This is a genomic window from Stutzerimonas sp. C6.4V (assembly GCF_058536345.1).
Window position 1 is genome coordinate 437,850 of sequence record NZ_JBZUBM010000001.1, and the last position, 25,166, is coordinate 463,015.

Annotated in this window: 23 protein-coding genes and 2 tRNA genes; 12 read left to right on the forward strand and 13 right to left on the reverse strand. The window is 59.4% G+C overall.

The features are described from left to right. Positions 1-89: 89 nt before the first annotated feature. A complete protein-coding gene (locus AC4LFW_RS02075; protein ID WP_491817371.1) occupies positions 90-320 on the forward strand; it encodes a VF530 family protein in 231 nt (76 codons plus the stop codon). A 177-nt stretch (positions 321-497) separates the two neighbouring features. Beyond that, positions 498-2,063: a methyl-accepting chemotaxis protein gene (locus AC4LFW_RS02080; RefSeq protein ID WP_491817373.1), complete on the forward strand. Its 1,566-nt coding sequence runs from the start codon at positions 498-500 to the stop codon at positions 2,061-2,063. A gap of 256 nt (positions 2,064-2,319) precedes the next feature. On the opposite strand, the gene ychF is transcribed toward AC4LFW_RS02080, so the two are convergent. The 9 genes from ychF to AC4LFW_RS02125 form a co-directional block, all read right to left on the reverse strand. Further along, the gene (gene ychF, locus AC4LFW_RS02085; RefSeq protein ID WP_491817375.1) at positions 2,320-3,420 is read right to left on the reverse strand and encodes a redox-regulated ATPase YchF; all 1,101 of its coding nucleotides are present in this window, start codon (positions 3,418-3,420) and stop codon (positions 2,320-2,322) included. 140 nt (positions 3,421-3,560) lie between these two features. Beyond that, the gene (gene pth / locus AC4LFW_RS02090; RefSeq protein WP_491817377.1) at positions 3,561-4,145 is read right to left on the reverse strand and encodes an aminoacyl-tRNA hydrolase; all 585 of its coding nucleotides are present in this window, start codon (positions 4,143-4,145) and stop codon (positions 3,561-3,563) included. Positions 4,146-4,179: 34 nt separating this feature from the next. Next, a complete protein-coding gene (locus AC4LFW_RS02095) occupies positions 4,180-4,797 on the reverse strand; it encodes a 50S ribosomal protein L25/general stress protein Ctc (protein ID WP_491817378.1) in 618 nt (205 codons plus the stop codon). Between the two features lie 123 nt (positions 4,798-4,920). Continuing rightward, positions 4,921-5,862: a ribose-phosphate pyrophosphokinase gene (locus AC4LFW_RS02100; protein WP_021208703.1), complete on the reverse strand. Its 942-nt coding sequence runs from the start codon at positions 5,860-5,862 to the stop codon at positions 4,921-4,923. 83 nt (positions 5,863-5,945) lie between these two features. Continuing rightward, positions 5,946-6,020: transfer RNA gene (locus tag AC4LFW_RS02105), tRNA-Gln, on the reverse strand. A 53-nt stretch (positions 6,021-6,073) separates the two neighbouring features. Further along, a tRNA-Gln gene (locus tag AC4LFW_RS02110) sits at positions 6,074-6,148 on the reverse strand. A gap of 14 nt (positions 6,149-6,162) precedes the next feature. Then, positions 6,163-7,023 (reverse strand): 4-(cytidine 5'-diphospho)-2-C-methyl-D-erythritol kinase, encoded by an 861-nt coding sequence (ispE, locus tag AC4LFW_RS02115; RefSeq protein ID WP_491817380.1) that lies wholly within the window; start codon positions 7,021-7,023, stop codon positions 6,163-6,165. Next, entirely contained in the window at positions 7,023-7,643 is a 621-nt protein-coding gene (gene lolB / locus AC4LFW_RS02120) for a lipoprotein insertase outer membrane protein LolB (protein WP_491817382.1), read from the reverse strand. Before lolB ends, ispE begins: the two co-directional genes overlap by 1 nt. A 3-nt stretch (positions 7,644-7,646) precedes the next feature. Beyond that, positions 7,647-9,374: a tetratricopeptide repeat protein gene (locus AC4LFW_RS02125; RefSeq protein WP_491817383.1), complete on the reverse strand. Its 1,728-nt coding sequence runs from the start codon at positions 9,372-9,374 to the stop codon at positions 7,647-7,649. 182 nt (positions 9,375-9,556) lie between these two features. On the opposite strand from AC4LFW_RS02125, the gene hemA reads away from it, so the two are divergent. The 6 genes from hemA (at position 9,557) to AC4LFW_RS02155 (ending at position 14,948) form a co-directional block, all read left to right on the forward strand. Next, a complete protein-coding gene (gene hemA, locus AC4LFW_RS02130) occupies positions 9,557-10,825 on the forward strand; it encodes a glutamyl-tRNA reductase (RefSeq protein WP_491817385.1) in 1,269 nt (422 codons plus the stop codon). Next, the gene (gene prfA / locus AC4LFW_RS02135) at positions 10,822-11,904 is read left to right on the forward strand and encodes a peptide chain release factor 1 (RefSeq protein WP_491817387.1); all 1,083 of its coding nucleotides are present in this window, start codon (positions 10,822-10,824) and stop codon (positions 11,902-11,904) included. The genes hemA and prfA overlap by 4 nt, the downstream gene beginning before the upstream one ends. A 60-nt stretch (positions 11,905-11,964) precedes the next feature. After that, complete coding sequence (gene prmC, locus AC4LFW_RS02140) at positions 11,965-12,792, forward strand: peptide chain release factor N(5)-glutamine methyltransferase (RefSeq protein WP_491817389.1); 828 nt, start codon at positions 11,965-11,967, stop codon at positions 12,790-12,792. A gap of 18 nt (positions 12,793-12,810) precedes the next feature. Further along, positions 12,811-13,566 carry a molybdopterin-synthase adenylyltransferase MoeB gene (locus tag AC4LFW_RS02145; protein ID WP_491817390.1) on the forward strand — a complete coding sequence of 252 codons (756 nt, stop codon included), beginning with the start codon at positions 12,811-12,813 and terminating at the stop codon, positions 13,564-13,566. Continuing rightward, the gene (murI, locus tag AC4LFW_RS02150; protein WP_491817392.1) at positions 13,559-14,350 is read left to right on the forward strand and encodes a glutamate racemase; all 792 of its coding nucleotides are present in this window, start codon (positions 13,559-13,561) and stop codon (positions 14,348-14,350) included. The genes AC4LFW_RS02145 and murI overlap by 8 nt, the downstream gene beginning before the upstream one ends. Positions 14,351-14,429: 79 nt before the next feature. Continuing rightward, positions 14,430-14,948, forward strand: coding sequence for an acyloxyacyl hydrolase (locus AC4LFW_RS02155; RefSeq protein ID WP_491817394.1), 519 nt, complete (start codon positions 14,430-14,432; stop codon positions 14,946-14,948). 39 nt (positions 14,949-14,987) lie between these two features. Here AC4LFW_RS02155 and AC4LFW_RS02160 read toward each other — a convergent pair whose 3' ends face one another. The 3 genes from AC4LFW_RS02160 to upp form a co-directional block, all read right to left on the reverse strand. Beyond that, positions 14,988-15,302, reverse strand: coding sequence for a YkgJ family cysteine cluster protein (locus AC4LFW_RS02160; RefSeq protein ID WP_491817396.1), 315 nt, complete (start codon positions 15,300-15,302; stop codon positions 14,988-14,990). 67 nt (positions 15,303-15,369) lie between these two features. Continuing rightward, the gene (locus AC4LFW_RS02165) at positions 15,370-16,635 is read right to left on the reverse strand and encodes a uracil-xanthine permease family protein (RefSeq protein WP_491817398.1); all 1,266 of its coding nucleotides are present in this window, start codon (positions 16,633-16,635) and stop codon (positions 15,370-15,372) included. A 2-nt stretch (positions 16,636-16,637) separates the two neighbouring features. Beyond that, complete coding sequence (gene upp / locus AC4LFW_RS02170; protein WP_491817400.1) at positions 16,638-17,276, reverse strand: uracil phosphoribosyltransferase; 639 nt, start codon at positions 17,274-17,276, stop codon at positions 16,638-16,640. Positions 17,277-17,453: 177 nt separating this feature from the next. Between upp and AC4LFW_RS02175 the strand changes: the two genes are divergently transcribed. The 4 genes from AC4LFW_RS02175 to AC4LFW_RS02190 all read left to right on the forward strand — a co-directional run bounded on the left by AC4LFW_RS02175 (position 17,454) and on the right by AC4LFW_RS02190 (position 24,780). Then, positions 17,454-18,011 (forward strand): hypoxanthine-guanine phosphoribosyltransferase, encoded by a 558-nt coding sequence (locus tag AC4LFW_RS02175; protein ID WP_491817402.1) that lies wholly within the window; start codon positions 17,454-17,456, stop codon positions 18,009-18,011. A 558-nt stretch (positions 18,012-18,569) separates the two neighbouring features. Next, complete coding sequence (locus tag AC4LFW_RS02180; RefSeq protein WP_491817404.1) at positions 18,570-20,438, forward strand: DUF1302 domain-containing protein; 1,869 nt, start codon at positions 18,570-18,572, stop codon at positions 20,436-20,438. Between the two features lie 107 nt (positions 20,439-20,545). Next, the gene (locus AC4LFW_RS02185; protein WP_491820096.1) at positions 20,546-21,907 is read left to right on the forward strand and encodes a DUF1329 domain-containing protein; all 1,362 of its coding nucleotides are present in this window, start codon (positions 20,546-20,548) and stop codon (positions 21,905-21,907) included. 251 nt (positions 21,908-22,158) lie between these two features. Continuing rightward, on the forward strand, positions 22,159-24,780 hold the full coding sequence (locus tag AC4LFW_RS02190) for a LuxR C-terminal-related transcriptional regulator (protein ID WP_491817406.1): 2,622 nt from the start codon (positions 22,159-22,161) through the stop codon (positions 24,778-24,780). Between the two features lie 107 nt (positions 24,781-24,887). Here the strand turns inward: AC4LFW_RS02190 and AC4LFW_RS02195 are convergent, their stop codons facing one another. Continuing rightward, positions 24,888-25,157, reverse strand: a complete 270-nt coding sequence (locus tag AC4LFW_RS02195) for a DUF3509 domain-containing protein (protein WP_491820098.1) — start codon at positions 25,155-25,157, stop codon at positions 24,888-24,890. Between the last annotated feature and the right edge of the window lie 9 nt (positions 25,158-25,166).

The following is a 25,166-nucleotide window of genomic DNA, read 5'->3' on the forward strand; positions in this document are numbered from 1 at the left end:
GCCGCAGGATCAGGGCTGTCGTCCCGGCTGTTTTCGATGGCCCTTTTCCTGCAAACGATGCCGTCCTGTCCCAATTGCATGAGCACACCATGAACCAGGCAAAAAACCCTCTTCACGGCATGACTCTGGAGGCCATCCTGATTGACCTGCAGGGCCGTTTCGGCTGGAGCGGCCTGGCAGAGCGTATCGATATCCGCTGTTTCAAGAGCGATCCCAGTATCAAGTCGAGTCTGACCTTTCTGCGCAAGACGCCCTGGGCCCGCGCAAAAGTCGAAGCACTGTTTTCGCAGGTGCATCGCTCCGATCCCGCTGGTAGTTGAGTAACGGCAAGCCTTTCCCGTCTCACTGGGGTTCCGTTGGTCGTCTCGGCCAATCCTATTTCACGCCTCCGCTCAAGTTTGCCTTTTTATGACCGATTCTCTTTTACGAGCCGATTCGATGTGACTGACCAGTCTGGAGTTGCATCGGATCGCCACTACCGGTCATGGAATTAGGCAATGAGAAATAATGGCTCTGTCAGCAACACCGAGCGTAGCTTTCCGGCACATCAGCGGCTGATCTCCGCAACCGATACCCAGGGCAAGATCCTCTACTGCAACGATGAATTTGTCGCTATCAGCGGCTATTCCCGAGCTGAGCTGCTTGGTAGCGATCACAACCTGGTTCGCCATCCGGATATGCCGCCGGCGGTATTCGAGGCCATGTGGGGGTACCTGAAAGCTGGAAAGAGCTGGATGGGTGTGGTCAAGAATCGCTGCAAGAACGGCGACTTCTATTGGGTCAGTGCGTACGTCACGCCGATTCTGGAAGAAGGCAAGCTCACCGGTTTTGAATCGGTTCGAGTCAAGCCGACCACCGAACAGGTAGCGCAAGCCGCTGCGCTGTACGAACGTCTGCGTGCGGGACGGCCAGCCGTTGCTTTCAGTCATCGAGCCAAGGGCTGGATGCGTATGCTCGTAATGCCCCTGGTTGCCGCGGGTCTGGCTGCGGCAGGAATGCTTTGGCTGCCGGCTCCGGTGGAGGTGGTCGTACTGCTCTGCTTGTTCTTCGCGCTGGGTATCAGCTGCCATGCCGCTGCAGAGCGGCAGCTGGAGCGGATACTGCGACATGTCCCCCAGGCGTTTACCGATCCGGTCGTGGCTCTTACCTATACACAGCAACACGGCAATGCCGCCCGGCTTGCAATGGCCCTGATCAGCGAAGATGCACGCTTGCGCACCGCGCTGACTCGCCTGTCGGACCTGGCAGGGCAGGTTGAAAGCGCCTCGGCCGAAACCTCGCTGCTGGCCAGCCAGACCGAGCACGAACTCCGTCAGCAGCGCGGTGAAACCGACATGACCGCTACCGCCGTTACAGAGATGACGGCGTCCATCAGCGAAGTCGCCAGCCATGTTCAACTGACTGCAGAGGAAGCAACCACGGCGAATTCACTGGCAAATGATGGCGATCGGGTGGCCGAGCATTCGCGCAAGGCGATGGAAATGCTGGCGAACACCGTGACCAACATAGGCAATGCGGTCAACGAGCTGGCTGGTGAAACCCAGCAGATCATGTCAGCTGCCGGCATCATTCAAAGCATTGCCGAGCAGACCAACCTGCTGGCCCTCAACGCAGCCATCGAGGCCGCACGAGCAGGGGAGCAGGGCAGGGGGTTTGCAGTGGTCGCCGACGAAGTACGGGCGCTGGCAAGCAAGACCCGCGACTCGACCCAGCAGATCCAGGCCATCATTCAATCCCTGACCAGCAAGGCCGACGAGGCCGTGGCCATTGCCAAGGTGGGCGACAAGGAAGCTGCGCAGGGGCTTGCCCAGGTGATCGAGGCGCAGGTTGCGTTGCAAGGCATTCGCGAGGCGGTCAACCGCATTACCGGCATGAGCCAGCAGATGGCCGCCGCAGCCGAAGAACAGGCCCATGTGGCTGAAGACATCGCACGGCAGGTAACCAGTATCGCGGTCACCACCGACAGCAATGTAGGCAAAGCGGACCTGGCCATGCAGCGTGGGCGCGAGCTTGAGGGGGCGGCGCGCGGCTTGCGCGCTTTGGTAGAGCGCTTCAACCGGTGAGCCAAGCCGGATAGCGTGCTGGCGCTCAGGTGCTCGGTGCGCCGGCAGTTTCAGGCAACAGAGGCCTGTCCCGCCTCGGGGCGATTCAATCAAGGCCTCGCAGGGCTTTCTGGAACTGCGCCGCTTAGTCTGGTGAAGCCGCGACGCTATCCGGCTTTAGGTCAGTTAAAGGCCGTGTCCCGGTCCTGGAAAGATAAAAACCCCTTGAAGCGTCAGGCTACAAGGGGTTCGGGGTCAGACATGAACCGAATGTGGATCAGACGTTGAACCGGAAATGCATCACGTCGCCATCCTTGATGACGTATTCCTTGCCTTCCAGGCGCCACTTGCCTGCTTCCTTGGCACCGGCTTCGCCCTTGTACTGAATGAAGTCGTTATAGGCGACCACTTCGGCGCGGATGAAGCCCTTCTCGAAATCGGTGTGGATTACGCCTGCACCTTGCGGGGCAGTAGCGCCGACCTTTACGGTCCAGGCGCGGACTTCCTTCACGCCAGCGGTGAAGTAGGTTTGCAGGTTGAGCAGCTCATAACCGGCACGGATGACGCGGTTCAAGCCAGGCTCTTCGAGGCCGAGGGACTCGAGGAACATGTCCTTTTCCTCGCCATCGTCCAGTTCGGCGATCTCTGCTTCGATCTTGTTGCACACCGGTACCACGACTGCGCCTTCTTCGGCTGCGATGGCGTTGACGACGTCCAGGTGCGGGTTGTTCTCGAAACCGTCTTCGGCAACGTTGGCTATGTACATCACCGGCTTGCTGGTCAGCAGGTGAAAGCCCTTGGCCAGTTGTACCTCTTCGTCGCCCAACTTTTTCAGCAGGGTGCGTGCCGGCTTGCCTTCGGTGAAGTGAGGGATCAGTTTCTCCAGCAGCGCTTTCTGCGCGACAGCTTCCTTGTCGCCGCCCTTGGCGTTGCGCGTGACGCGCTGCAGCTGTTTTTCGCAGCTGTCGAGGTCGGCAAAGATCAGTTCCAGCTCGATGATCTCGATGTCGCGCTTGGGGTCGACCGAGTTGGAGACGTGAATTACGTTCTCGTCTTCAAAGCATCGCACCACATGGGCGATGGCGTCGGTTTCTCGGATATTGGCGAGGAACTTGTTGCCCAGGCCTTCGCCCTTGGATGCGCCTTCAACCAGGCCGGCGATGTCGACGAACTCCATGGTGGTCGGCAGGATTCGCTCAGGCTTGACGATGTCGGCCAGGGCCTGCAGGCGCGGATCAGGCATCGGGACGATACCGCTGTTCGGCTCGATGGTGCAGAAGGGGAAGTTCTCCGCCGCGATGCCGGACTTGGTCAGGGCGTTGAACAGGGTGGACTTGCCGACGTTGGGCAGACCGACGATGCCGCAGTTGAATCCCATGGTGTCTTGCCTCGGTACTGGCTGGCAGCGTATGCGCTACCGGCGTTTGCCTAACTGCTTTTAAACGGCTTCGTGATGCGCTGCAGTGCAAGCTTTCCCGCTAGCCGTTGCCTTGTCTTGCGTTCCTGCGTAGAGCTCGATCAGGCCTTCTGGCTGTGCAGACGCTGCATAGCACGCGTCCAGTCACCGGCGAGGATTTCGGGGAGCACGTCGAAGACGAAATCGATGCTGGCGTCCAGTTTTTCACGCTCGGCCTGGGGCGCTCGGCCCAGTACATAACCGGTCACCAGGCTGCTATGACCCGGGTGGCCTATACCCAGACGCAGGCGGTAGAAATTGTTCTGATTGCCGAGCCTGGCGATGATGTCGCGAAGCCCGTTGTGTCCGCCATGGCCACCGCCCTGCTTGAGCTTGGCGACGCCGGGGGGCATGTCGAGTTCATCGTGGGCGACCAGGATGGACTCGGGGGGAATTCGGAAAAATCCGGCCAGTGCCGCCACCGCCTGACCGCTGCGGTTCATAAAGGTGGTGGGAATCAACAGGCGGACGTCTTCGTCCTGATGGCGAAACTTGCCGACCAGGCCAAAATACTTGCGATCTACGCTGAGGTTGACGCCTTTGTGGGCAGCCAGGCGCTCAACGAAAAGGGCCCCTGCGTTATGCCGGGTCTGGTCGTATTCAGGGCCTGGATTACCCAGGCCGACGATCAGTTTTACGGCAGTCACGACAGAGGCCCTTCCTCAGGTGGTGGCGAGTAGATTACTCGGCAGCGCCTTCTTCTTTCGGAGTGTCTTCCTTGTTCACGCGAGGCGCGTGAACGTTGGCAACCGGCAGGTCACTGCCGTGTGCCAGCGCGACCAGCTGAACGCCCTTCGGCAGGGTCAGGTCGGTCATGTGCAGAACCTGGCCGACTTCAACCTTGGCCATGTCGACCTCGATGAACTCCGGCAGATCCTGCGGCAGGCAGGACACTTCGACTTCGTTGATGTTGTGCAGGATTTCGCCACCCTGCTGCTTCACGCCAACCGAGGTTTCCTGGTTGATGAAGTGCAGCGGAACGGTAGCGGTCAGCTTGTGACCTTCGACGACGCGGACGAAGTCGGCGTGCAGGACGAAGCTCTTGGCCGGATGACGCTGCAGCGCCTTGATCAGAACGGATTCGTTCTGGCCATCGACGTTCAGGGTCAGCACGTGGCTGAAGGAGGCTTCGTTTTCAAGCATCTTGGCCAGGTCTTTGGCCAGCAGGCTGATGGATTGCGGGGCCTTGTCACCACCGTAGATTACGGCCGGGACGAGGCTGGCATTCCGACGCAGGCGGCGGCTCGCACCTTTCCCCAGGTCGGAACGCACTTGGGCATTCAGAGTGAAATCAGTCATTGTGTTTCTCCAGGATAACAACGCACCCGAAACGCTCGCGACCAGCGCTACCGGGCGGTTGGGCAAAAAGCCCCGCACGAGGCGGGGCACATTTTCGTTCTGCGCGATGGGCTAAGTTTTGGCTTAGCGGAACATCGCGCTGATCGATTCAGCATTGCTGATACGGCGAACCGCTTCAGCCACCATTGGCGCGATGTCCAGTTGGCGAATTCGAGTACAGGCTTGTGCCGCTGCGGACAGCGGAATGGTATTGGTCACGACCAGTTCGTCGAGGACCGAGCCTTCAATGTTCTCGATGGCGCGACCGGACAGAATCGGGTGAGTGCAATACGCAAAGACCTTGGCGGCGCCATGATCTTTCAGAGCAGTTGCGGCGTGGCACAGAGTGCCGGCGGTATCGACCATGTCATCGACGAGGATGCAGGTGCGGCCTTCGATATCACCAATGATGTGCATCACTTCGGACTGGTTGGCCTTCGGGCGACGCTTGTCGATGATCGCCAGATCCACACCCAGCGACTTGGCTACGGCACGGGCACGCACCACGCCACCAATATCGGGGGAAACGATCATCAGGTTCTCGAAGCGCTGAGCCTGAATGTCGTCGACCAGGACCGGCGAGCCGTAGATGTTGTCTACGGGCATGTCGAAGAAGCCCTGGATCTGATCAGCGTGCAGGTCGACCGTGAGGACACGGTTGACGCCTACCACATCAAGCATGTCAGCCACGACCTTGGCGCTGATTGGCACACGTGCGGAGCGCGGACGGCGATCCTGACGGGCGTAACCAAAGTAGGGGATGACGGCGGTGATTCGGGTGGCGGAGGACCGGCGGAAGGCGTCTGCCATCACAACCAGTTCCATCAGATTGTCATTGGTGGGCGCACAGGTCGGTTGAATCAGAAAGACGTCCTTGCCGCGAACGTTCTCGTTGATCTCGACACTGATTTCGCCGTCGGAAAATTTTCCGACGTAGGCATCACCGAGGGGGATATGCAGCTGACGTACAACACGCCGGGCCAGGTCGGGGTTGGCGTTCCCCGTGAAGACCATCATCTTGGACACGCGCAGTACCTGCCTGAGGGTGGATCCGATGAAACAAAAAGCTGTTCAAAAGGCCAGGCGTTCTGAACAGCTCTCGTAATAATTGGCAGGGGCGGCTGGATTCGAACCAACGCATGCCAGGATCAAAACCTGGTGCCTTACCGCTTGGCGACGCCCCTGTAGATGTAACCCTGTAAAGTGCTTATGTGGCTGTACCAACCCCGAAAGGTTATGGCAGGGGCGGCTGGATTCGAACCAACGCATGCCAGGATCAAAACCTGGTGCCTTACCGCTTGGCGACGCCCCTGTAACGTACAACCTCTAACCACTTGCTTCCTGTGCCAGCTGCGCGAGCCGTCGGTGCAGCATCGAAATGTTGCGGCCTTGAGCTACGAAAGCTGGTAAATCGGCTGGAAGTTGGCGGCAAACTCTATCAGCCTCGCCTTTGTTTGGGAAGCTCCCAAACACACAAGCTCCAGTGCCGGTCATTCTTGCCGGAACAAATTTGTTCAACAAGCTCAAAGCGTTACGAACATCTGGATAACGCTTCTCGACTACCGGCTGACAGTCATTATGACCGCCCCCTGCAAGAAGGCTGCGAACTGTAATAGCCGGGGTATTACGTGTCAACTCTGGGTCGGAAAATATTTCCGCTGTACTAACAGAGACTTGCGGGGCGATGACGAGGAACCATGGTTCGCTCAACTCGACAGGCTGCAACCGCTCACCGACGCCTTCGGCGAAGGCCGCGCGGCCTCTGACGAATACAGGTACGTCAGCCCCCAGCGACAGGCCGATCTCGGCTAGCCGCTCTTCGCCCAGCCGGGTCTGCCAGAGGTGATCGAGGCCGAGCAGGGTAGTGGCCGCATCGGAGCTTCCACCGCCAATGCCGCCGCCCATGGGCAGGCGCTTGTTCAATTCGATGTCGGCACCGAGCGTACAGCCGCTGTGGGTCTGCAGCAGGCGCGCAGCGCGCACGATCAGGTTGCTGTCGTGGTCGACACCAGGCAGCTCGGTGTGCAGCAGGATCTGCCCATCGGCGCGTAGCGTGAAGCTCAGCTCGTCGCCGTGGTCGAGAAACTGGAACAGCGTCTGTAGCTCATGGTAGCCATCGGCGCGACGGCCGAGGATATGCAGCATGAGGTTGAGCTTGGCCGGTGCCGGAAGGGTCAGCGTGTGCATCAGCGGCCGAGCTGGCGGGGCTGCCAGTCCTTGACTACCAGCGTGATTTTCAGGTCTCGGCCCGCCAGTTTGATGCGGTTTGGCAGGCTGTAGCCGTCCTCTTCGGCATAGCCCAGATACTGAACGTCCCACCCATCCTGTTGCAGGCTGGCAAGCTGCCCGTTGGCGTCGATCGCTATTCGGCTACGGCTGTCTGGTGCCGGAAGGCCGCGCACCCACCAGAGCAGGTTCGAAACGGGCAGTTGCCAGCCCAGCTGGCTCTCAACCAATGCTTCAGGGGAGTCGGCCTCGAAGCGTCCCTGCCCGGCGACCTCCAGTGCCACCGCATCGGGGCGCCCGGTCAGGCGCGTGGCGCCACGACCCAGCGGGCCGGACAGACGAATATCGAAGTAGTCCTGGCGTTGCAGCCAGAACAGGGTGCCACTGCCCGAGTCCTGTGGCGCCTGGATGCCGATCTTGCCGCTGATCTGCCAGCCGTCAATTTCGCTGACCTGCGCCTTGTGTATCTTCCATTGCTGGGGGTTGCCAGGTCCTTCGACCGTTTCCTGAGGGGCAAGGCCGGCACAGCCAGCCAACAACAAGGCGAGTGCGGGGGGCAGCAGGTTACGCATCAGATTCATGGGTCAGGGTTTCTCCGAGCCGGTCAGGCGTTTGATGGTCTCGCGAAGCACCAGGCTGTCCGGTTTTTCCTTTAGCGCAGCTGCCCAGACAGTGCGCGCTTCGGACTGCTTGCCAGCTGCCCAGAGCACTTCGCCGAGGTGAGCCGCTACCTCGTCATCAGGGAGGCGCTCCAGCGCCCTGCGCAGCTGGGTCTCGGCTTCCTGCAGATTGCCCAGTCGATAGTTGACCCAGCCAAGGGAGTCGAGAATTGCCGCGTCGTCGGGGTTAAGCCGGTAGGCCTGTTCAATCAGGGCCAGCGCTTCCTGATGGCGGTCGGTACGATCCGCCAGGGTATAACCCAGTGCATTGATCGCCATGGCGTTGTCGGGTTCGCGTTCGATGATGAAGCGCAGGTCCTGTTCCAGCTGTGCCAGGTCGCCACGCTTCTCGGCGATCATTGCACGCGTATAGAGGAGATTGAGGTCTTCAGGAAACTGCTCCAGAGCCTCAGTCGCAATCTGCCAGGCCTTGTCGGTCTGTTGCTGACCGGAGAGCGCTTCGATCTCGATCAGATAGAGCTGAATCGCATAGTCCGGTTGCTCGTCACGTGCCCGGGCGAGCAGCTGCGAGGCCTGCTGGTTGCGGCCAAGAGAAAACAGCAGTTCGGCCTGCATGAGCTTGGCCGGCAAGTATTCGTTGCCAGGCCCAACCTTGGCGAACGCTTGCAGGGCTTGCTCAGGCTCGTTCAGTTCACGGTAGGCGCGCCCGAGGTTGAAATGAGCAGCGTCAAGATGACTGCCGCGCTCGATGACGTCTTCGAGGTATACCACAGCCTCGCGCCAGGCCTGCGCTTCCAGGCAGACCAGAGCCATCGAGAATCTCAGGTCGTCGTCGTCCGGGTACTGCTGGACAAGGGTGGCGAACTCGCTCATGGCCTCTTCCAGGCGCTCCTGTTCGACCAGCAGGCGGGCATAGGTCAGGCGCAGGCGCTTGTCATCGGGGTGCTGGCGCAGGCTTTTTTCCAGCAGAGGCAACGCCTGCTGGCTGCGGTCGAGCAGCTGAAGCAGGCGAGCCTGTAGGAGGATCGACGGGATCTCCTGTTGCTTCGCTGGCTGTTCCTCGAGCAAGGCCAGTGCCTCTTCGGCGCGCCCGTCCTGCTGCAGCAGGACGGCCTTACCAAACTTGAGTTGGGGGTTGTCGGGATGCTTGGCCAGCAACTGGTCGAAGCTCTGGAGCAGGCCGGCTCGGGTGTCCGGGTCGGTCTCGGCTGCTGACAGGGCGAGGAAATCGAAGTGAGTGGCACCCTGGCCCTTGAGAGCCTTTTCCATGAACTCCAGCGATTCCTCGTAGCGACCGGCGCGCGCCAGTTGCACAGCCGCTGCGCGCTGGGCATCGAGGTTGCCCGGCGCGTTGTTCGCCCAGATCAGCGCCGTATCGAGCGCCGCCTGGTCGGCGCCAAGATACTCGGCAATGCGGAACCCGCGCTCTGCAACCCCTGGATCCCCGGTCGCGTTGGCTTGCTGGACGTAATTACCCAAGGCGATATCGAAACGGTTGCGCTGGCCGGCCAGCTCGGCCACCAGCAAGGCATAGAGCGAGTCCCGGCTGAACGAGCCATATTCCCTGGGACTGGTTGTCGCAGGCTCCGGCGTGGCCTCCTCGACCGGCGGGGTGCTGTCGGGAGCGCTCTGCATGAAGCTTTGGCAGCCACCGAGAAACAGGACGGCGCTGAGGGCGAGAAGCTTTTTCATAGGAAATATAGGGATGGTCTGCGGTCGCGGCATGATGACACAAGCGGTCAGGCAAGCACATGACCCAGCCTGTACAGTCAATTCGGTGGGTTGGGTCTGCAACAGACAATGACTGGCAACGGTTGTTCTGAGGCAGGCGAAGTAGGAGAATCGCGCGCTCCTTTTCGAATCAGCGATCCTGCATGGCTTTCATCGCGCTTGGCATTAATCACAAGACCGCATCGGTGGACGTGCGCGAGCGTGTGGCGTTCACGCCTGAACAGATGGTCGAGGCGCTCCAGCAACTTTGCCGTGTTACCCCGACACGCGAAGCGGCGATCCTGTCGACCTGCAACCGCAGCGAGTTGTACCTGCAGCAGGATCAGATAGAAGCTGAGGCGGTGCTCGCCTGGCTAGCCAACTATCATCAGCTCAGCCTGGACGATCTCAAGGCCTGCGCTTACGTTCATACGGATGAGCAGGCGGTGCGACACATGATGCGTGTCGCGGCGGGCCTGGACTCGATGGTGCTTGGCGAACCGCAGATTCTCGGCCAGATGAAGTCCGCCTACGCCGTGGCGCGTGAAGCGGGCAGTGTCGGGCCGTTACTGGGACGGCTGTTCCAGGCTACGTTCAGCACGGCAAAAACCGTCCGCACCGACACGGCCATCGGCGAAAACCCGGTCTCGGTGGCATTCGCCGCTGTCAGCCTGGCAAAGCAGATCTTTGCCAACCTGGATCGCAGTCAGGCCTTGCTGATAGGCGCTGGCGAAACCATCACGCTGGTTGCCCGGCATCTGCATGAGCAGGGGGTCAAGCGCATCGTCGTTGCAAACCGCACCCTGGAGCGGGCCAGCGCCCTGGCCGAGCAATTCGGGGCACATGCCATCCTGCTTGCCGATATCCCGCAGGAACTCTACAACAGCGATATCGTCATCAGCTCCACTGCCAGCCAGCTGCCGATCCTGGGCAAGGGCGCCGTTGAGCAGGCGCTGAAAAAGCGCAAGCACAAGCCCATGTTCATGGTCGACATTGCCGTGCCACGCGATATCGAAGCGCAGGTCGGCGAACTGGACGATGTCTACCTGTACACCGTCGATGATCTGCACGAAGTCGTTGCGGAAAACCTCAAGAGCCGCCAGGGCGCTGCCCAGGCTGCCGAAGAGCTGGTCGCGGTGGGTACCGATGACTTCATGGTGCGTTTGCGGGAACTGGCCGCTGTCGATGTGCTCAAGGCCTACCGGCAGCATGCCGAGCGGATCCGCGACGAGGAGCTGGTCAGGGCTCAGCGGATGCTCGCCAATGGCGGCACGCCAGAAGAAGCGTTGGCGCAACTGGCGCGCGGCTTGACAAACAAATTGCTGCACGCGCCCAGTGTGCAGCTGAAAAAACTCTCCGCCGAAGGGCGAGTAGAGGCCCTGACCATCGTTCAGGAGCTCTTTGCTTTGCAGGACAATCCGGACAAGCCATGAAAGCGTCGCTGCTCAACAAACTCGACATTCTGCAGGACCGCTTCGAGGAACTCACTGCGTTGCTCGGCGACGCCGAAGTGATCAGCGACCAGACCCGTTTTCGCGCCTATTCGCGCGAGTATGCCGAGGTCGAGCCGGTCATCGCCACATACCGCCAGTTTCTCAAGACGCAGTCTGACCTTGACGGGGCTCAGGCGCTGCTCAAGGACAGCGACCCGGATGTACGGGAGATGGCCGAAGAAGAGGTTATCGAGGCGCGGGGCCAGCTGGAAGAAATCGAAGCCCGTCTCCAGCGCATGCTGCTGCCCAAGGATCCAAAGGACGGACGTAACGTCTTCCTCGAGATTCGGGCGGGTACCGGTGGCGACGAGGCGGCAATTTTTTCCGGGGATCTGTTCCGCATGTATTCCCGCTATGCGGAACGCCAGGGCTGGCGCGTCGAAATCCTGTCCGAGAGCCCTGGCGAGCATGGGGGCTACAAGGAAGTCATCTCCCGTGTTGAGGGCGAAAACGTCTTTGCCAAACTCAAGTTCGAGTCTGGCGCGCACCGAGTGCAGCGTGTTCCCGAAACCGAATCACAAGGGCGCATTCATACGTCCGCTTGCACGGTTGCCGTACTGCCCGAGCCGGACGAGCAGATCGCCATCGAGATCAATCCGGCGGATCTGCGCGTCGACACCTACCGGGCGTCCGGCGCCGGTGGTCAGCACATCAACAAGACCGATTCGGCCGTGCGTATCACGCATATTCCCAGCGGCATCGTCGTGGAATGTCAGGAGGAGCGCTCGCAGCACAAGAACCGCGCCCGGGCCATGGCCTGGCTCGCGGCCAAGTTGCAGGATGTGCAGGACAGCGCTGCGCACAAGGAAATCTCCGATACGCGAAAACTGTTGGTCGGGTCCGGTGATCGCTCCGAGCGCATTCGCACCTATAACTTTCCCCAGGGACGCGTTACGGACCATCGCATCAATCTGACGCTCTACTCGCTGAATGAGGTCATAGGCGGCGCCGTGGAGCAGGTAATCGAGCCATTGCTGCAGGAATACCAGGCCGATCAGCTTGCCGCTCTGGGTGACTGATCGCCTTCACCTGCACCACCCCTGTTGCGCGACTCTGCACTGAAACCGGAACACCCGAACATGGCGACGATCGACTTTTTGCTGCGTGCTTCACGGTTGCCCGAATCGCCCAGTGCCCGGCTCGATGCCGAGTGGCTCCTCGCTGAGGCGCTGGGCAAGCCGACTAGCTATCTGCGTACCTGGCCTGAGCGGGAGGTACCTGCTGAGGCAGAGGCCCGTTTCAGCGCTGATCTCGAGCGTCGTCGCTTGGGCGAACCAGTGGCCTATATCCTTGGTCGGCAAGGGTTCTGGAGCCTCGATCTTGAAGTGGCGCCGCATACCTTGATTCCGAGGCCGGACACCGAACTCCTGGTCGAGACCGCACTGCAGCTGCTCCCGCCCGACCCTGCGACCGTGCTCGACCTGGGTTCCGGTTCCGGTGCGATTGCCCTGGCCATCGCCAGTGAGCGTCCGGCCTGGCAGCTGACGGGGGTGGACCGCGTCAGCGAAGCCGTTGCCCTGGCTATTCGCAACGCCCGGCGGCTCCGCCTTGGCAATGCGAGCTTTCTGGAAAGTCATTGGTTTTCTGCGCTTGCAGGCCGCCGTTATGACCTGATCGTCTCGAATCCGCCTTATATTCAGGCCAGCGACCCCCATCTATTGCAGGGCGATCTGCGCTTCGAGCCGAGCAGCGCGCTGGTGGCGGGTGCCGATGGCCTGGACGATATCCGGCTGATCATTTCACAAGCGCCGCACCACCTGTCTCCGGCCGGCTGGTTGCTGCTGGAACACGGCTATGACCAGGCTGCGGCGGTGCGAGGGTTGTTACTGGAAGCGGGGTTCAGCGAGATCGCCAGCCGCAACGACCTTGGTGGCCACGAGCGTGTCAGTCTTGGTCGCCTGCCATGACCCTAGGAGAACGCCCGCATGCTGAGCGATGACGAGCTGCTGCGATACAGCCGGCAGATCTTGCTGAAACAGGTAGACATCGAGGGGCAGCTCAAGCTCAGGTCGAGCCGTGTACTGATTGTTGGGCTGGGCGGGCTGGGGTCTCCTGTCGCCCTGTATCTCGCCGCGGCCGGGGTCGGGGAATTGCATCTTGCGGATTTCGATCGGCTTGACCTGACCAATCTGCAACGGCAGATCGCCCACGACACCTCGTCGATCGGCATGCATAAGGTTGATTCGGCGATGGCTCGGTTGTCTGCGATCAACCCGTTGATCCGGCTGGTTCCGCATCGGACGGCAATGGATGTCGATACGCTGGTTGCGGCGGTAGCCGCGGTGGATCTGGTGCTCGACTGCACGGACAACTTTGCCGTGCGCGAAGCCGTGAATGCTGCCTGTGTGGCGGCAACCAAGCCGCTGGTCAGCGGTGCGGCCATCCGGTTTGAGGGGCAGCTATCGGTATTCGATCCGCGCATCGAGAGCAGTCCCTGCTATCACTGCCTCTACGGCCACGGCAGCGAGGCTGAGCTGACCTGCAGCGAGGCTGGCGTGCTGGGGCCTGTGGTGGGCATGGTCGGAAGCCTGCAGGCCCTGGAGGCGATCAAGCTGCTGGCGGGTTTCGGTGAGCCGCTGGTGGGAAGGCTGCTGTTGCTGGACGCACTGGGGAGTCGCTTTCGCGAATTGAAGGTCAAGCGTGATCCGGCGTGCACGGTCTGTGGTAGCGGCCGTGGCTGACAACGCGCCGATCGGCGTTTTCGATTCGGGGGTGGGGGGCTTGTCGGTGCTCAGGGAGATCCGAGCGCGCCTGCCTTGCGAGTCCCTGTTGTACTTCGCTGACAGCGGTCATGTTCCCTATGGCGAAAAGAGCCCGGAATTCATTCGTGAGCGTTGCCGGACCATCGCAGCGTTTCTGCTTGAGCGAGGTGCCAAGGCATTGGTGGTTGCATGCAATACCGCGACGGCTGCAGGCGTTGCCGACCTGCGTGAATGCTATCCACAGCTTCCCCTGGTTGGGATGGAGCCTGCCGTCAAACCGGCTGCGCTGGCGACTCGCAGCGGGGTGGTTGGCGTATTGGCAACGACCGGCACATTGAAAAGCGCAAAGTTTGCGGCTCTGCTGGACCGTTTCGCCAGTGATGTGCGGGTCATCACTCAGCCCTGTCCGGGGTTGGTGGAGTGCATTGAGGCAGGCCAGTTGCAGACGCCGGGCACGCGCAGGCTGCTGGAAGGACTGGTCCTGCCTTTGGTCGCCCAGGGCTGCGACACACTGATCCTTGGCTGTACTCATTACCCGTTCGTAAAACCGCTGTTGCGTGAAATATTGCCAGCTGACGTCGTGCTGGTGGATACCGGTACCGCCGTCGCCAGGCATCTCGAAACGCTGTTGACGGCACATGCGCAGCTCGGGTTTGGCGAGGCGAGGGTGCAGTTCTGGAGTAGCGGCGATCCGCTGCGATTGGCCAGCGTACTGCCGGTACTTTGGGGTGAAAACAGTACAGTTGCCTACTGTTCTGTTTAGGAACTCCAAATCAAGCCAGGCCTCTGTATCTGAGTGATAAGAAAAACAGCGATGCCAAAGTTCTGATAAGGAAATTCTTATGAAAAAGCTGATCTCCCTTGCTGCGATTGCAGCCGTTTCGCTTGCCCAGGCTTCTGCCGCTCATGCGATTGACCTGACGGCAGCGGTTGGCCGAACTGGCGAGTCAACCATGACCTATCGACTCGGTGCACAGATGGATTTCAACCGTAGCTGGTTCCAGACCCGCATAGGCCGTCTGACAGGGTATTGGGACGCGGGTTATACCTATTGGAAAGGCGACGAGACCTCCAGCAACCACAGCATTTCGCTCGCGCCGGTATTCGTTTACGAATTCGGCGGCGGTTCGGTCAAACCCTATCTGGAAGCCGGTATAGGTATCGCGGCATTCGAGAATACGGAAGTCGAAAACAACGACCTGGGCTCTTCTTTCCAGTTCGAGGATCGGTTTGGCGCAGGCCTGCGTTTTGCCGGTGGACATGAGATCGGCGTGCGCGCCATTCACTATTCCAATGCCGGAATCAAGAACCCCAACGACGGCATAGAGAGCTACGCGGTACATTATCGCGCCTCGTTCTGAACCGCTTGAGATGGCTGACGGCACCAGGCGCCAGCCTTCTCAGTCCAGGTAGGCTCGTGCCGAGTCCCTGCGCTCATCCAGACAATCCTCCGAGCCCAGCTCGAACTCTCGGCAGATAAGAGGACGCTGCGCATAGATCGTGCAGCGCATGCTGTCCCGGTCTAGCGCGGCGCACCAGCCGTCGTCGAGGCGGCGCATCACCTGGCCGCCCCAGTCATCTTCCTCGATGAAGCGATCCGGGACGCCCGTTTCAGTCAGCAGAATCACTTCGAGGCGGCAGCAGCACGCGGCACAGGTGCTGCACCTGATTGCCTCGTCCGGTAGTTGGCGGTGGGGAATAGCGGATTGGGTCATCGCGGCAGTCTACTCGCCTTGCACTTCGATAGCTGCAAAGGCGAGTGCTGCAGTGAGCCGTCGGGCTTCAGACCTGTTCGTCTTCGAGTTGCTTGGCCTTCCAGCCCTCACCACCGGGTAACAGCAGGTTCAGGATCAGCGCGATGATGGCGCACAGCGAAATGCCGGAAAGGCTGAACTCTCCGTAGCCGAACGCCATCCCGCCGATGCCGAACACCAGCGTGACGGACACTATGATCAGGTTGCGAGCTTCGGACAGATCCACCTGGTGGCGTATCAGGGTGCTCAGGCCGACAACGGCAATCGAGCCGAACAGCAAGCAGAGGATGCCGCCCATGACCGGTACCGGAATGCTCAGCAGCCCGGCGCCGAACTTGCCGATAAAGGCAAGGACGATGGCAAAGATGGCTGCCCAGGTCATGATCTTCGGGTTGTAGTTCTTCGTCAGCATCACCGCGCCGGTGACCTCCGCGTAGGTGGTGTTGGGTGGGCCCCCAAACAAGCCTGCTGCCGAGGTCGCCAGTCCATCTCCAAGAAGCGTGCGGTGCAGGCCCGGTTTCTTGATGAAGTTGTTACCGGTGACGCCGCCAATCGCGACAACGCCGCCGATGTGCTCGATCGCTGGCGCCAGTGCGACCGGAACCATGAACAGGATTGCACCGAGATGGAATTCAGGCGCGACGAAGTTCGGCAAGGCCAGCCAGGGCGCAGCCGAGATGCCAGCGGTATCCACCACACCGAACGCAAGCGACAAGCCGTAACCCACTGCAACGCCAGCAAGAATCGGAACCAGGCGAAACAGCCCCTTACCCAGAACGGCAACCAGTAGCGTCGTTAGCAATGCAGACATCGATATCAACATGGCTGTCCCGTAGGGCACCAGCTGAGCACTGCCGTCACCCGCCTTGCCCATGGCCATATTGACCGCGACCGGGGACAGGGCGAGACCGATGGAAATGATCACCGGGGCAATGACCACCGGTGGCAATAGCCGGTCGATGAACCCTGGACCTTTGAGTCGAACTGCAAAACCAAGAAAGATGTAGACGACACCAGCAGCGACCACTCCACCGAGCACGGCTGGCAGGCCGAACTCGCCTTTGGCAGCAATGATCGGCGCAATGAAAGCGAAGCTCGACGCCAGGAACACCGGTACCTGGCGTCTGGTGACGAGCTGAAACAGCAATGTGCCAATGCCGGCGGTGAACAAGGCAACGTTGGGGTCCATTCCGGTGATCAGTGGCATCAGTACGAGTGCGCCAAAGGCCACGAACAACATTTGCGCGCCGGCCAATACCTGGCGACCGAGCGGCTCTTCCATGGGTTGCGACATTCTCAGATGTCCTTCTGCTTGGTGCCGAAAATCTTGTCACCAGCATCGCCAAGACCGGGAACGATATACCCGTTCTCGTCCAGATTCTGGTCAATCGAGGCGGTGTAGATGGTAACGTCCGGGTGTGCTTTTTCTACCGCTTCGATGCCTTCCGGCGCAGCAACCAACACGAGGGCGCGGATCTCCTTGCAGCCAGCCTTTTTCAGCATGTCGATCGCTGCAACCATGGAGCCGCCCGTGGCCAGCATGGGGTCGATGATCATCGCCAGACGCTGGTCGAGGTCGTCGACCAGTCGCTCGAGGTAGGTGTGCGCCTGTAGGGTTTCCTCGTTGCGCGCTATGCCAACGGCACTGACCTTGGCGCCTGGAATCAAACTCAGGACCCCGTCGAGCATGCCGATGCCGGCGCGAAGAATAGGGACGACGGTGATCTTCTTGCCGGAAATCTTCTCGACCTGGACCGGCCCGCACCATCCATCGATGCTATAGCTCTCCAGCGGCAGGTCGCGGGTCGCTTCGTATGTCAGGATCGAGCCGACCTCTTGCGCCAGTTCGCGAAAGTTCTTGGTGCTGATATCCGCACGGCGCATCAGCCCAAGTTTGTGACGAATAAGCGGGTGGCGGATCTCTCTAATGCTCATGGCGGCTCCGGCGGCGGTCAGATAAACCGGCGTAGATTAATGCATCGGGGTGCTAGCGGCTATTGATGAGTCAAACAGCACTTGCCCTGGCCATGACCCCGTCGGTATCGTCGCGCCCCTTGTTTTTGCGTGCAGCCGACCCGCTGCTTGCCCTTTAACTACCTTGGAGCATCGCCAATGTCCGTCGATCTCGCACACGTTCGCCAAATCATGGCTGAAGCCGACTGTCTTTATGCCGAGGCCGAGGTTGACGCCGCAATCGACGCGGTCGCAGCGAAAATCAACAGTGAGCTGGCCGACCGAAACCCGGTTGTTTTCTGTGTGATGAATGGTGGGCTGGTTTTTTCCGGCAAGCTGGTTCCGAAACTGAGTTTTCCGCTGGAGCTGTCCTACCTGCATGCAACTCGGTATCGCAATGAAACCAGCGGCGGGGAACTGTTCTGGAAGGCGAAGCCGGAAATCTCCTTCATTGACCGCGACGTACTGATCGTCGATGACATTCTCGACGAGGGCCATACGCTTGGTGCAATCATCGATTTCTGTCGTCATGCGGGGGCGTCGGCCGTCTATACGGCCGTTCTGGTCGACAAGGATCATCAGCGTAAAGCTCGGCCCGATCTAAAAGCTGATTATGTTGGAATGACCTGCGTCGATCGTTACGTGTTCGGCTGCGGCATGGACTACAAGGGATACTGGCGCAATGCGCCGGGTATCTATGCCGTAAAAGGCATGTAGGCAGCCCCGTTTTCACAGGCTGATTACCGACATGGCCCAGCCCCCTGCTGTCCATGCTTAACCTTCATTCCAAACGGTGAAGGTCTGCCGGAGACGGCGCAACGCTTTGCTCTCGCAAGCTGGGCAGCCCGCTTTGCCCTTGTCTACGCCAGGTCGCTCCGGCCAGGTGTGCTGCCGTGTTTCGTTTCGCCTCAGACGCTGCGCTTGCGGTAACGCTGTCGGGGCTCATTGCAGTCTGTTGGCACCTCTGCTTTTGCGACCTTAGGTCGCCCCATCGGGCAGCCCCGCGCACTGTGCATGCGAAATTGTGATGCGTCTCCGATTACAGGCTCTCAAGTGCTCTAGGTCAGGGCTTGCGCTGAGTATGCAGACGGCTAAGCTCTCTCCGATAGCTTCGCTTGCCTTGCGCGTTGAGACGCGGGCGAGCGTCGCTGAAGCCTAAGGACGGGAAGGCCGTTCATACTTTGGGATTACAAAACAAATCAAACCTTAGTGCGCTTATCCCTCTGCTGCCGTGTGGTTAGGGTGAACGTACTTCGAACCAACCAGGAGCGCCTCATGACAAAAACAACAAGGCAAGGAATTTTCCAGCCCAAGACTCTGGCCCTCGCCGTTGCGCTGGGGACCGTCGCGCCGGCTTACGCAGTCAACTTCAATATCGGGGAAATCGAAGGTCAGCTGGACTCCTCCATGTCCATCGGGGCGAGTTGGTCGACGACCGACCGGGATATGGATCTCGTGGGGCTTGCAAATGGTGGTACCGGTTACACCCAGACCGGTGACGACGGGCGTTTGAACTTCAAGAAAGGCGAAACATTTTCAAAGATATTCAAAGGTATCCATGACCTTGAGCTCCGCTACGGTGATAGCGGTGCTTTTATTCGTGGCAAGTACTGGTACGACTTCGAACTGAAGGATGAAGACCGTCTCTTTAAGGACATTAGCGACAGCAACCGTAAGGAAGCGGCGCAATCCTCGGGAGCGCAAATCCTCGATGCCTTTCTGTATCACAATTACGACATAAGTGGCCTGCCTGGCACCATTCGTGTGGGCAAGCAAGTCGTTAGTTGGGGCGAAAGTACCTTCATCGGTAACTCCATCAACTCAATCAACCCGCTGGATGCTGCCGCGTTCCGACGTCCGGGTGCGGAAATCAAGGAGGGTCTGATCCCGGTCAATATGATTTACCTGTCTCAAAGCCTGACAGATCAGCTCAGTATGGAAGCTTTCTACCAGCTGGAATGGGACCAGACCATCGTTGACAATTGCGGGACGTTCTTCGCAAGCAACGATGTGGCGGCAGATGGTTGCGATAACAACTACACGGTTCTTTCGGCGGCCCAGCGTGATGCGATAATCGGCGCCGGATTAACAATTGAGCAATTGAACGCAATATATGGCACTAACTATGCTGGACTAGATGACTTGGGCATCACGGTAGGCCCCGAAGGCGTTACTGTTCCACGAGGCGCCGATAGGGATGCCCGCGATTCAGGCCAGTATGGTTTGGCATTTCGGTGGTTGGCCGATGCCGCCGAATATGGCTTGTATTTTATGAACTACCACAGCCGTACCCCGACAGTAGGATATAAAAACGCGTCTGCTGGTGAGATTGGCGCGCTCCTCGGGTTACTTGGAACTCAGTCACCGGCCCCTGGATTGCCTGCAGGCGCTGCGTTCAGCGCTTTGGCTTCTCCTGCTCTGTTAAGCAATGGTGAGTATTTTCTTGAGTATCCAGAAGATATAAGGCTGTACGGGGCAAGTTTCGCTTCTACGCTACCAACCGGCACAGCTTGGTCGGGTGAGATCAGCTATCGTCCCAATCTTCCAGTCGCCCTAAATTCCACCTATACCACCGGCTTACTTGCTGCTGGTATTGGAGGCGCAATCCTTACAGGCAATGTCGCAGGGGCAATAGGCCAAGCGGGCATCGAGCATAGCGGTTACAACCGTAAAGAAGTCACTCAGATCCAAACTACCTTCACGCATTTCTTCGATCAGGTGCTCGGCGCTGGCCGTGTAACTGTTGTCGGCGAGATTGGCTACGCGCACGTTGGCGGTCTGGAAAGCAAAAGCGAACTACGTTACGGACGCGACTCGATATACGGCCTCGATACTGCCGAGTATGGTAATGACGGATTCGTGACAGCCAACTCCTGGGGTTATCGTGTCCGCGCGCTGGCTGACTACAGTAACGTGTTCGCCGGCGTGAATCTGACGCCGAACGTCTCCTTCTCTCATGATGTGCAAGGCTATGGACCGAACGGCCTGTTCAACGAAGGCTCCAAGGCTGTAAGCGTAGGTGTCGATGCGGTCTATCAGAACAGCTACACCGCCAGCCTGTCCTACACTGATTTTTTCGGGGGTGACTACAACACCCTGGTCGACCGAGACTTCCTCGCGCTTAGCGTGGGAGTCAATTTCTAAAGGAGACCGCTTCATAGATCGCACGGAGGCTGAAGATGGCCTTCGTCGTGCGGAACGCTATTGCGAGGGCTTCGGCCCAAATAAGAGATCAAGAGGAACTGGAACGTATGAAAACAACAAGAAAGCTATTCAGTGTCTTGGCCCTATCCCTGCTTGCCAGCAGCGTCATGGCCGCCGTATCACCTGAGGAAGCCGCCAAGCTTGGCAATTCCCTCACGCCTCTTGGGGCGGAAAAGGCGGGCAACGCTGAGGGCACTATTCCGGAGTGGACCGGCGGGCTCTCGACTGATGCTGCGCCGCTTAAAGACGGCCATCTGACCAATCCGTTCAAGAGCGAACAACCCAAGTTTGTGATCACCGCGCAGAATGTCGATCAGTACAAGGACAAGCTCACGGCGGGACAGCAGGCGATGTTCAAACGCTACCCTGAAACCTACAAGATCCGAGTGTTTCCGACGCATCGTAGCGCCGCGCTGCCAGATCGCATCTATGAAGCGGCCAAGCAGAGCGCGCTCAATGCCGAGCTTGTCGACGGTGGCAATGGGGTCGCCAATTTTGCTGACAGTCGCTACTACGCGTTTCCCATTCCGAAGAACGGTCTTGAAGTGATATGGAACCATATCACCCGATACAGGGGCGGTAACGTCCGCCGAAACATCGTTCAGGCCACACCTCAAACCAATGGCAGCTACACCTTGGTGCATTTCGAGGATGAAGTGGCATTCCCCAGCGACATGACGGACCTGGACGCTGAACGTGCCAAGAACGCGCTTTTGTTCTTCAAGCAGCGCGTGACAGCGCCTTCGCGGCTTGCAGGTAACGTCCTGCTCGTACACGACTCGCTGGACCAAGTGAAAGAGCCGCGTCAGGCGTGGATCTATAATGCCGGTCAGCGCCGGGTTCGTCGCGCTCCCCAGGTTGCATATGATGGGCCGGGTACCGCTTCCGACGGTATGCGTACAACCGATAACTTCGATATGTTCAGCGGTGCACCCGATCGCTATGACTGGAAGCTGATCGGCAAAAGAGAGCTCTACATCCCATACAACAGCTACGAGATCAACTCCAGCGACGTCAAGTACAGCGACATCCTGAAGGCAGGCCATGTCAATCAGGACCTGGCGCGTTACGAGCTGCATCGCGTATGGGAAATCGAAGCCAACTTGAAAGAAGGAGAGCGGAACATCTATGCCAAGCGCCGCTTCTTCGTTGACGAAGATACCTGGACGATCGTCCAGTCCGAACTTTACGACGGACGTGGCCAGCTGTGGCGGGTTGGCGAGGGACATCTGGTGCAGTATTACCAGCATCAGGTTCCGGCTTTTGCCTTCGAAGCCTTGTATGACGTGATTTCCGGCCGTTACATCGCGATCGGCATGAGCAACGAAGAGAAGGCGCACGAGTTCGGCTACGAGGCTTCTGCCCGTGATTTCACGCCGGCTGCGTTGCGTAACGCTGGGGTGCGCTGATCGCGCTGTATCCACCGGATGAATGGGCGGCCAGTAGGCCGCCTTTTTTTTTACTCTGAAGCGTAGAGTGGCGGCTTATGGTTATAACGGTCGACAAACCAACGAACTCATACAGGTCGACAATTGGGTTCGAATCATGCAGCGTTTGGTGCAGAGGCCCTCCGCTTGAAGACCGCATCAGATCAGGGCTGAACTGATGAACAAGCTCAGTGCGCCAGTTGGTGCGCTGACCAGAACAAGAGAAACCTCATATGTCGGTACGCTTTAACCCGGGTGCGATCAGTACGGAAGCCGCCGCGCTGGTTCAGGTTGCGACTATTCCGCGTCTACCGAAACTGCATATCGCCCGGCCCCGATTGGCCGACGCGCTGCTTGAGGCGCGCTGCCGGCTTCGTCTGATCTGTGCCCCCGCCGGATTTGGCAAAAGTGTTTTGATGAACGAATGTGCTCGGCAGATACCGACCGATACGCATCTCGTCTGGCTGGATCTTGGCGGGCGGGTATTGTCCGTGGAGGGGCTGTATTCACGGTTGCGTCAATGTCTGGGTGATCCAGTCATTCCTACCGGAGACGTTCAGCGCGATCTGGTTGAGCTACTCGCCCAATTCCGCCAGCCGCTCTGGATCATGCTGGACGACTATCCGCGCGAGCCGGCACCGGAACTGGACTCCTGTCTCGATATGCTCTTCGAACAGGGGCCTGAATCCTTGAGCTGGTGGGTCAGCAGTCGTCGGCAGCCCGTCTGGAAACTGCCTCGGCTATTGCTGCAGGGCGACCTGTTCGAGCTGGATGCCGAAGCGCTTGCCCTGACCGAACAGGAGCTCCGGCAGACATTGAAGCTTCAGCGCCTGGAGGTGGCTGACGATACCTTCAAGCAATTGCTTGCAGGTACCGAGGGCTGGCTGGCGGGTGTCAGCCTCCTGCTTCTGAATGCAGACGAACAGGCGATACGTGAGAGGCTGGTGGCGGGCACGCCGCTGTTGCGCGACTACATACAACGTGAAGTGCTGGCAGGTCAGAGCGAGGACATACGTCGCGCACTGTTCGGTCTGGCTCGCATGCCGCGGTTTTCGGCAGAGCTCTGTGAGCATGTTCTTGAAGGGACAGGCAACGAAATCCTTGGGGTTCTGCAAACCTTTCAGTTGTTCATCCGGCAAATCGACAATTGCGGGGAATGGTTCCGCCTGTGGCGACCGTTCGCTCTGATTCTGCAGCGTATGCCTGTACCGACGCTGCCGAGCCAGGTCCATTTGCGTGCTTGTCAATGGTTCGCCAGTCGGGATGAGATGAGGGAAGCAGTCGAACACGCATTGTGGGCCGGGCAGCCCGAAGTGGCTGCGAACTTTCTGCAGCGTTATGGGCAAGAGCAGCTGCTCATTGGCGATAACGTTTCGCACTTTCTCAAATGGCGCGCCGAACTTCCCCAGGATCTCTTCAACAGCACGACACGGTTGATCGTGCTGCACGGCTGGGCCTTGATCATTTCCGCCCGGCTGGATGAAGTAGAAGAATGTCTTGCCGGTTTGGCGAAATTTTTCCCTCAGCCCGACGCGCGCCGGCAGGCACAGCTACTGGCTCAGTGGCAAGCGTTGCGCGGCTTTCTGGCGCGACTGCGGGGCGAGCCAGAGGCGCGAAGCTACTGCCTGCAGGCTCTGGAGGTTCTGTCGGACCATGCGTGGGCGCAGCGGGTGCTGTGTTACCAGGCGTTGTCCCAGCATGAGATGGCCCAAGGCCGGCTCGACTGCGCGCTGCAGTACAACAGCGAAGGTATGAAGCTGGCACGGCTCAAGGGTAGCGTGCTTTACGAAGCCATGTTGAACGTCGATCGCATACAGCTGCTGGAGGTCACCGGCGAGTTCGAGCGGGCGGTCGGGGTGCTGGACGAGTCATTGCAAGAACTGCGCGACAGTGTCCGGCACAGCCCGATCATCGGCAGGTTGAAACTGCTGCAGGGCCATCTGCTGGCCTATCAGGGGCTTGATGACCTGGCGCGGGAAGCTTATCAGCAGGGGCGAGTCGAGACTGAAACCTGTGGCGACTCCTATGTTTTCTTTGGCTATGTGGGGCTGGCCGAGCTGGCTGCACGCAATCATGAATTCCCAGCTGCGTATCACTGGTTGCGTGAGGCAGAGCGCCTGACACAGTGGCGTCATGTTCCGGAAGCTCGATTCCGCGGCATTCTACCTTTGATCACAGGGGTGACCTGGCTCCACCAGGGCCAATTGCAAAAGGCTCGGGCTGTCTTTGTACAGGTCCTGGAGCAGCATGAAGGTCACTCATATCTACCCCCTTCAGGCTTTTATGAGCTGTTGCCTCGTGTTCAGCGTTACCTTGCGGTCATCGATCTGCTGTCAGGGCGTAGCGCCCTGGCTGTAGCCTCTCTGCGTGAGCTGATCGAGCACAACCTTCGTTGCCAGAGACTGGGGCTGGCTTGTGAGTGTCGTTTTACCCTGGCCGAGGCGCTGCTGTTCGACGGCCAATACGAAGAAGCCGAGAGCGAATTGCGCAAGGCTTTGGGCGAAGCGGCGCGGCAACGTCTGGTCAAACCCTTGTATGAGCTTCAACATCGCCAGTCTCAGTGGCTGGCGAAAGTATTGCCGGCAGGGAAAGGGGAAAGCCTGCGGGATCGCCTGCTGCAGTTCGAGCGAGAAGCGGAGGATCTGATCGAGCCGGCGGCCGAGGTCGTGCTGAGCAACCGAGAGCTCACCGTGTTGCGTCTTATCGCTCAAGGTTGTTCGAATCAGGAAATTGCCGAGCAGCTCTTCATTTCGCTGCACACCGTCAAAACGCATGCGCGGCGTATCAATACAAAGCTTGGCGTAGCCAGACGGACCCAGGCAGTCGCGAGGGCGAAGGCGCTCGCCTGGCTCTGAGGAGCTGCTTCAGCCGTGCCTGGGCGGCCGGTCAGCAGAAGGGCGGGCGATGTGATGTGTCTTGTAGTTATAGGGCGGTGCAGCGAAGGGGGGCAGTCAGGCTGCGTTTATTGAACAGCAGCATGGGAATGCTTGGTCAGTCGATATGACGCCGCTTGCTCGCCGCGTTCGATTGCCAGGCTGAATTGCAAACTGGTGATCAACCGTTCCAGCTGTTGCTGATCGCGCCATTGATTGGAGCTTATGAACCGCTTTACCGCAACGCCTGCACTATCCGTCAGGGTCAGCAGGATGCTGCCGTCCGGCTTCTGAATGCTGAAATTTACGCAGTAGTCTGGTTGGAAGACATCGCTGATCTTTTTGAATGGACTATCCATGCCGATATA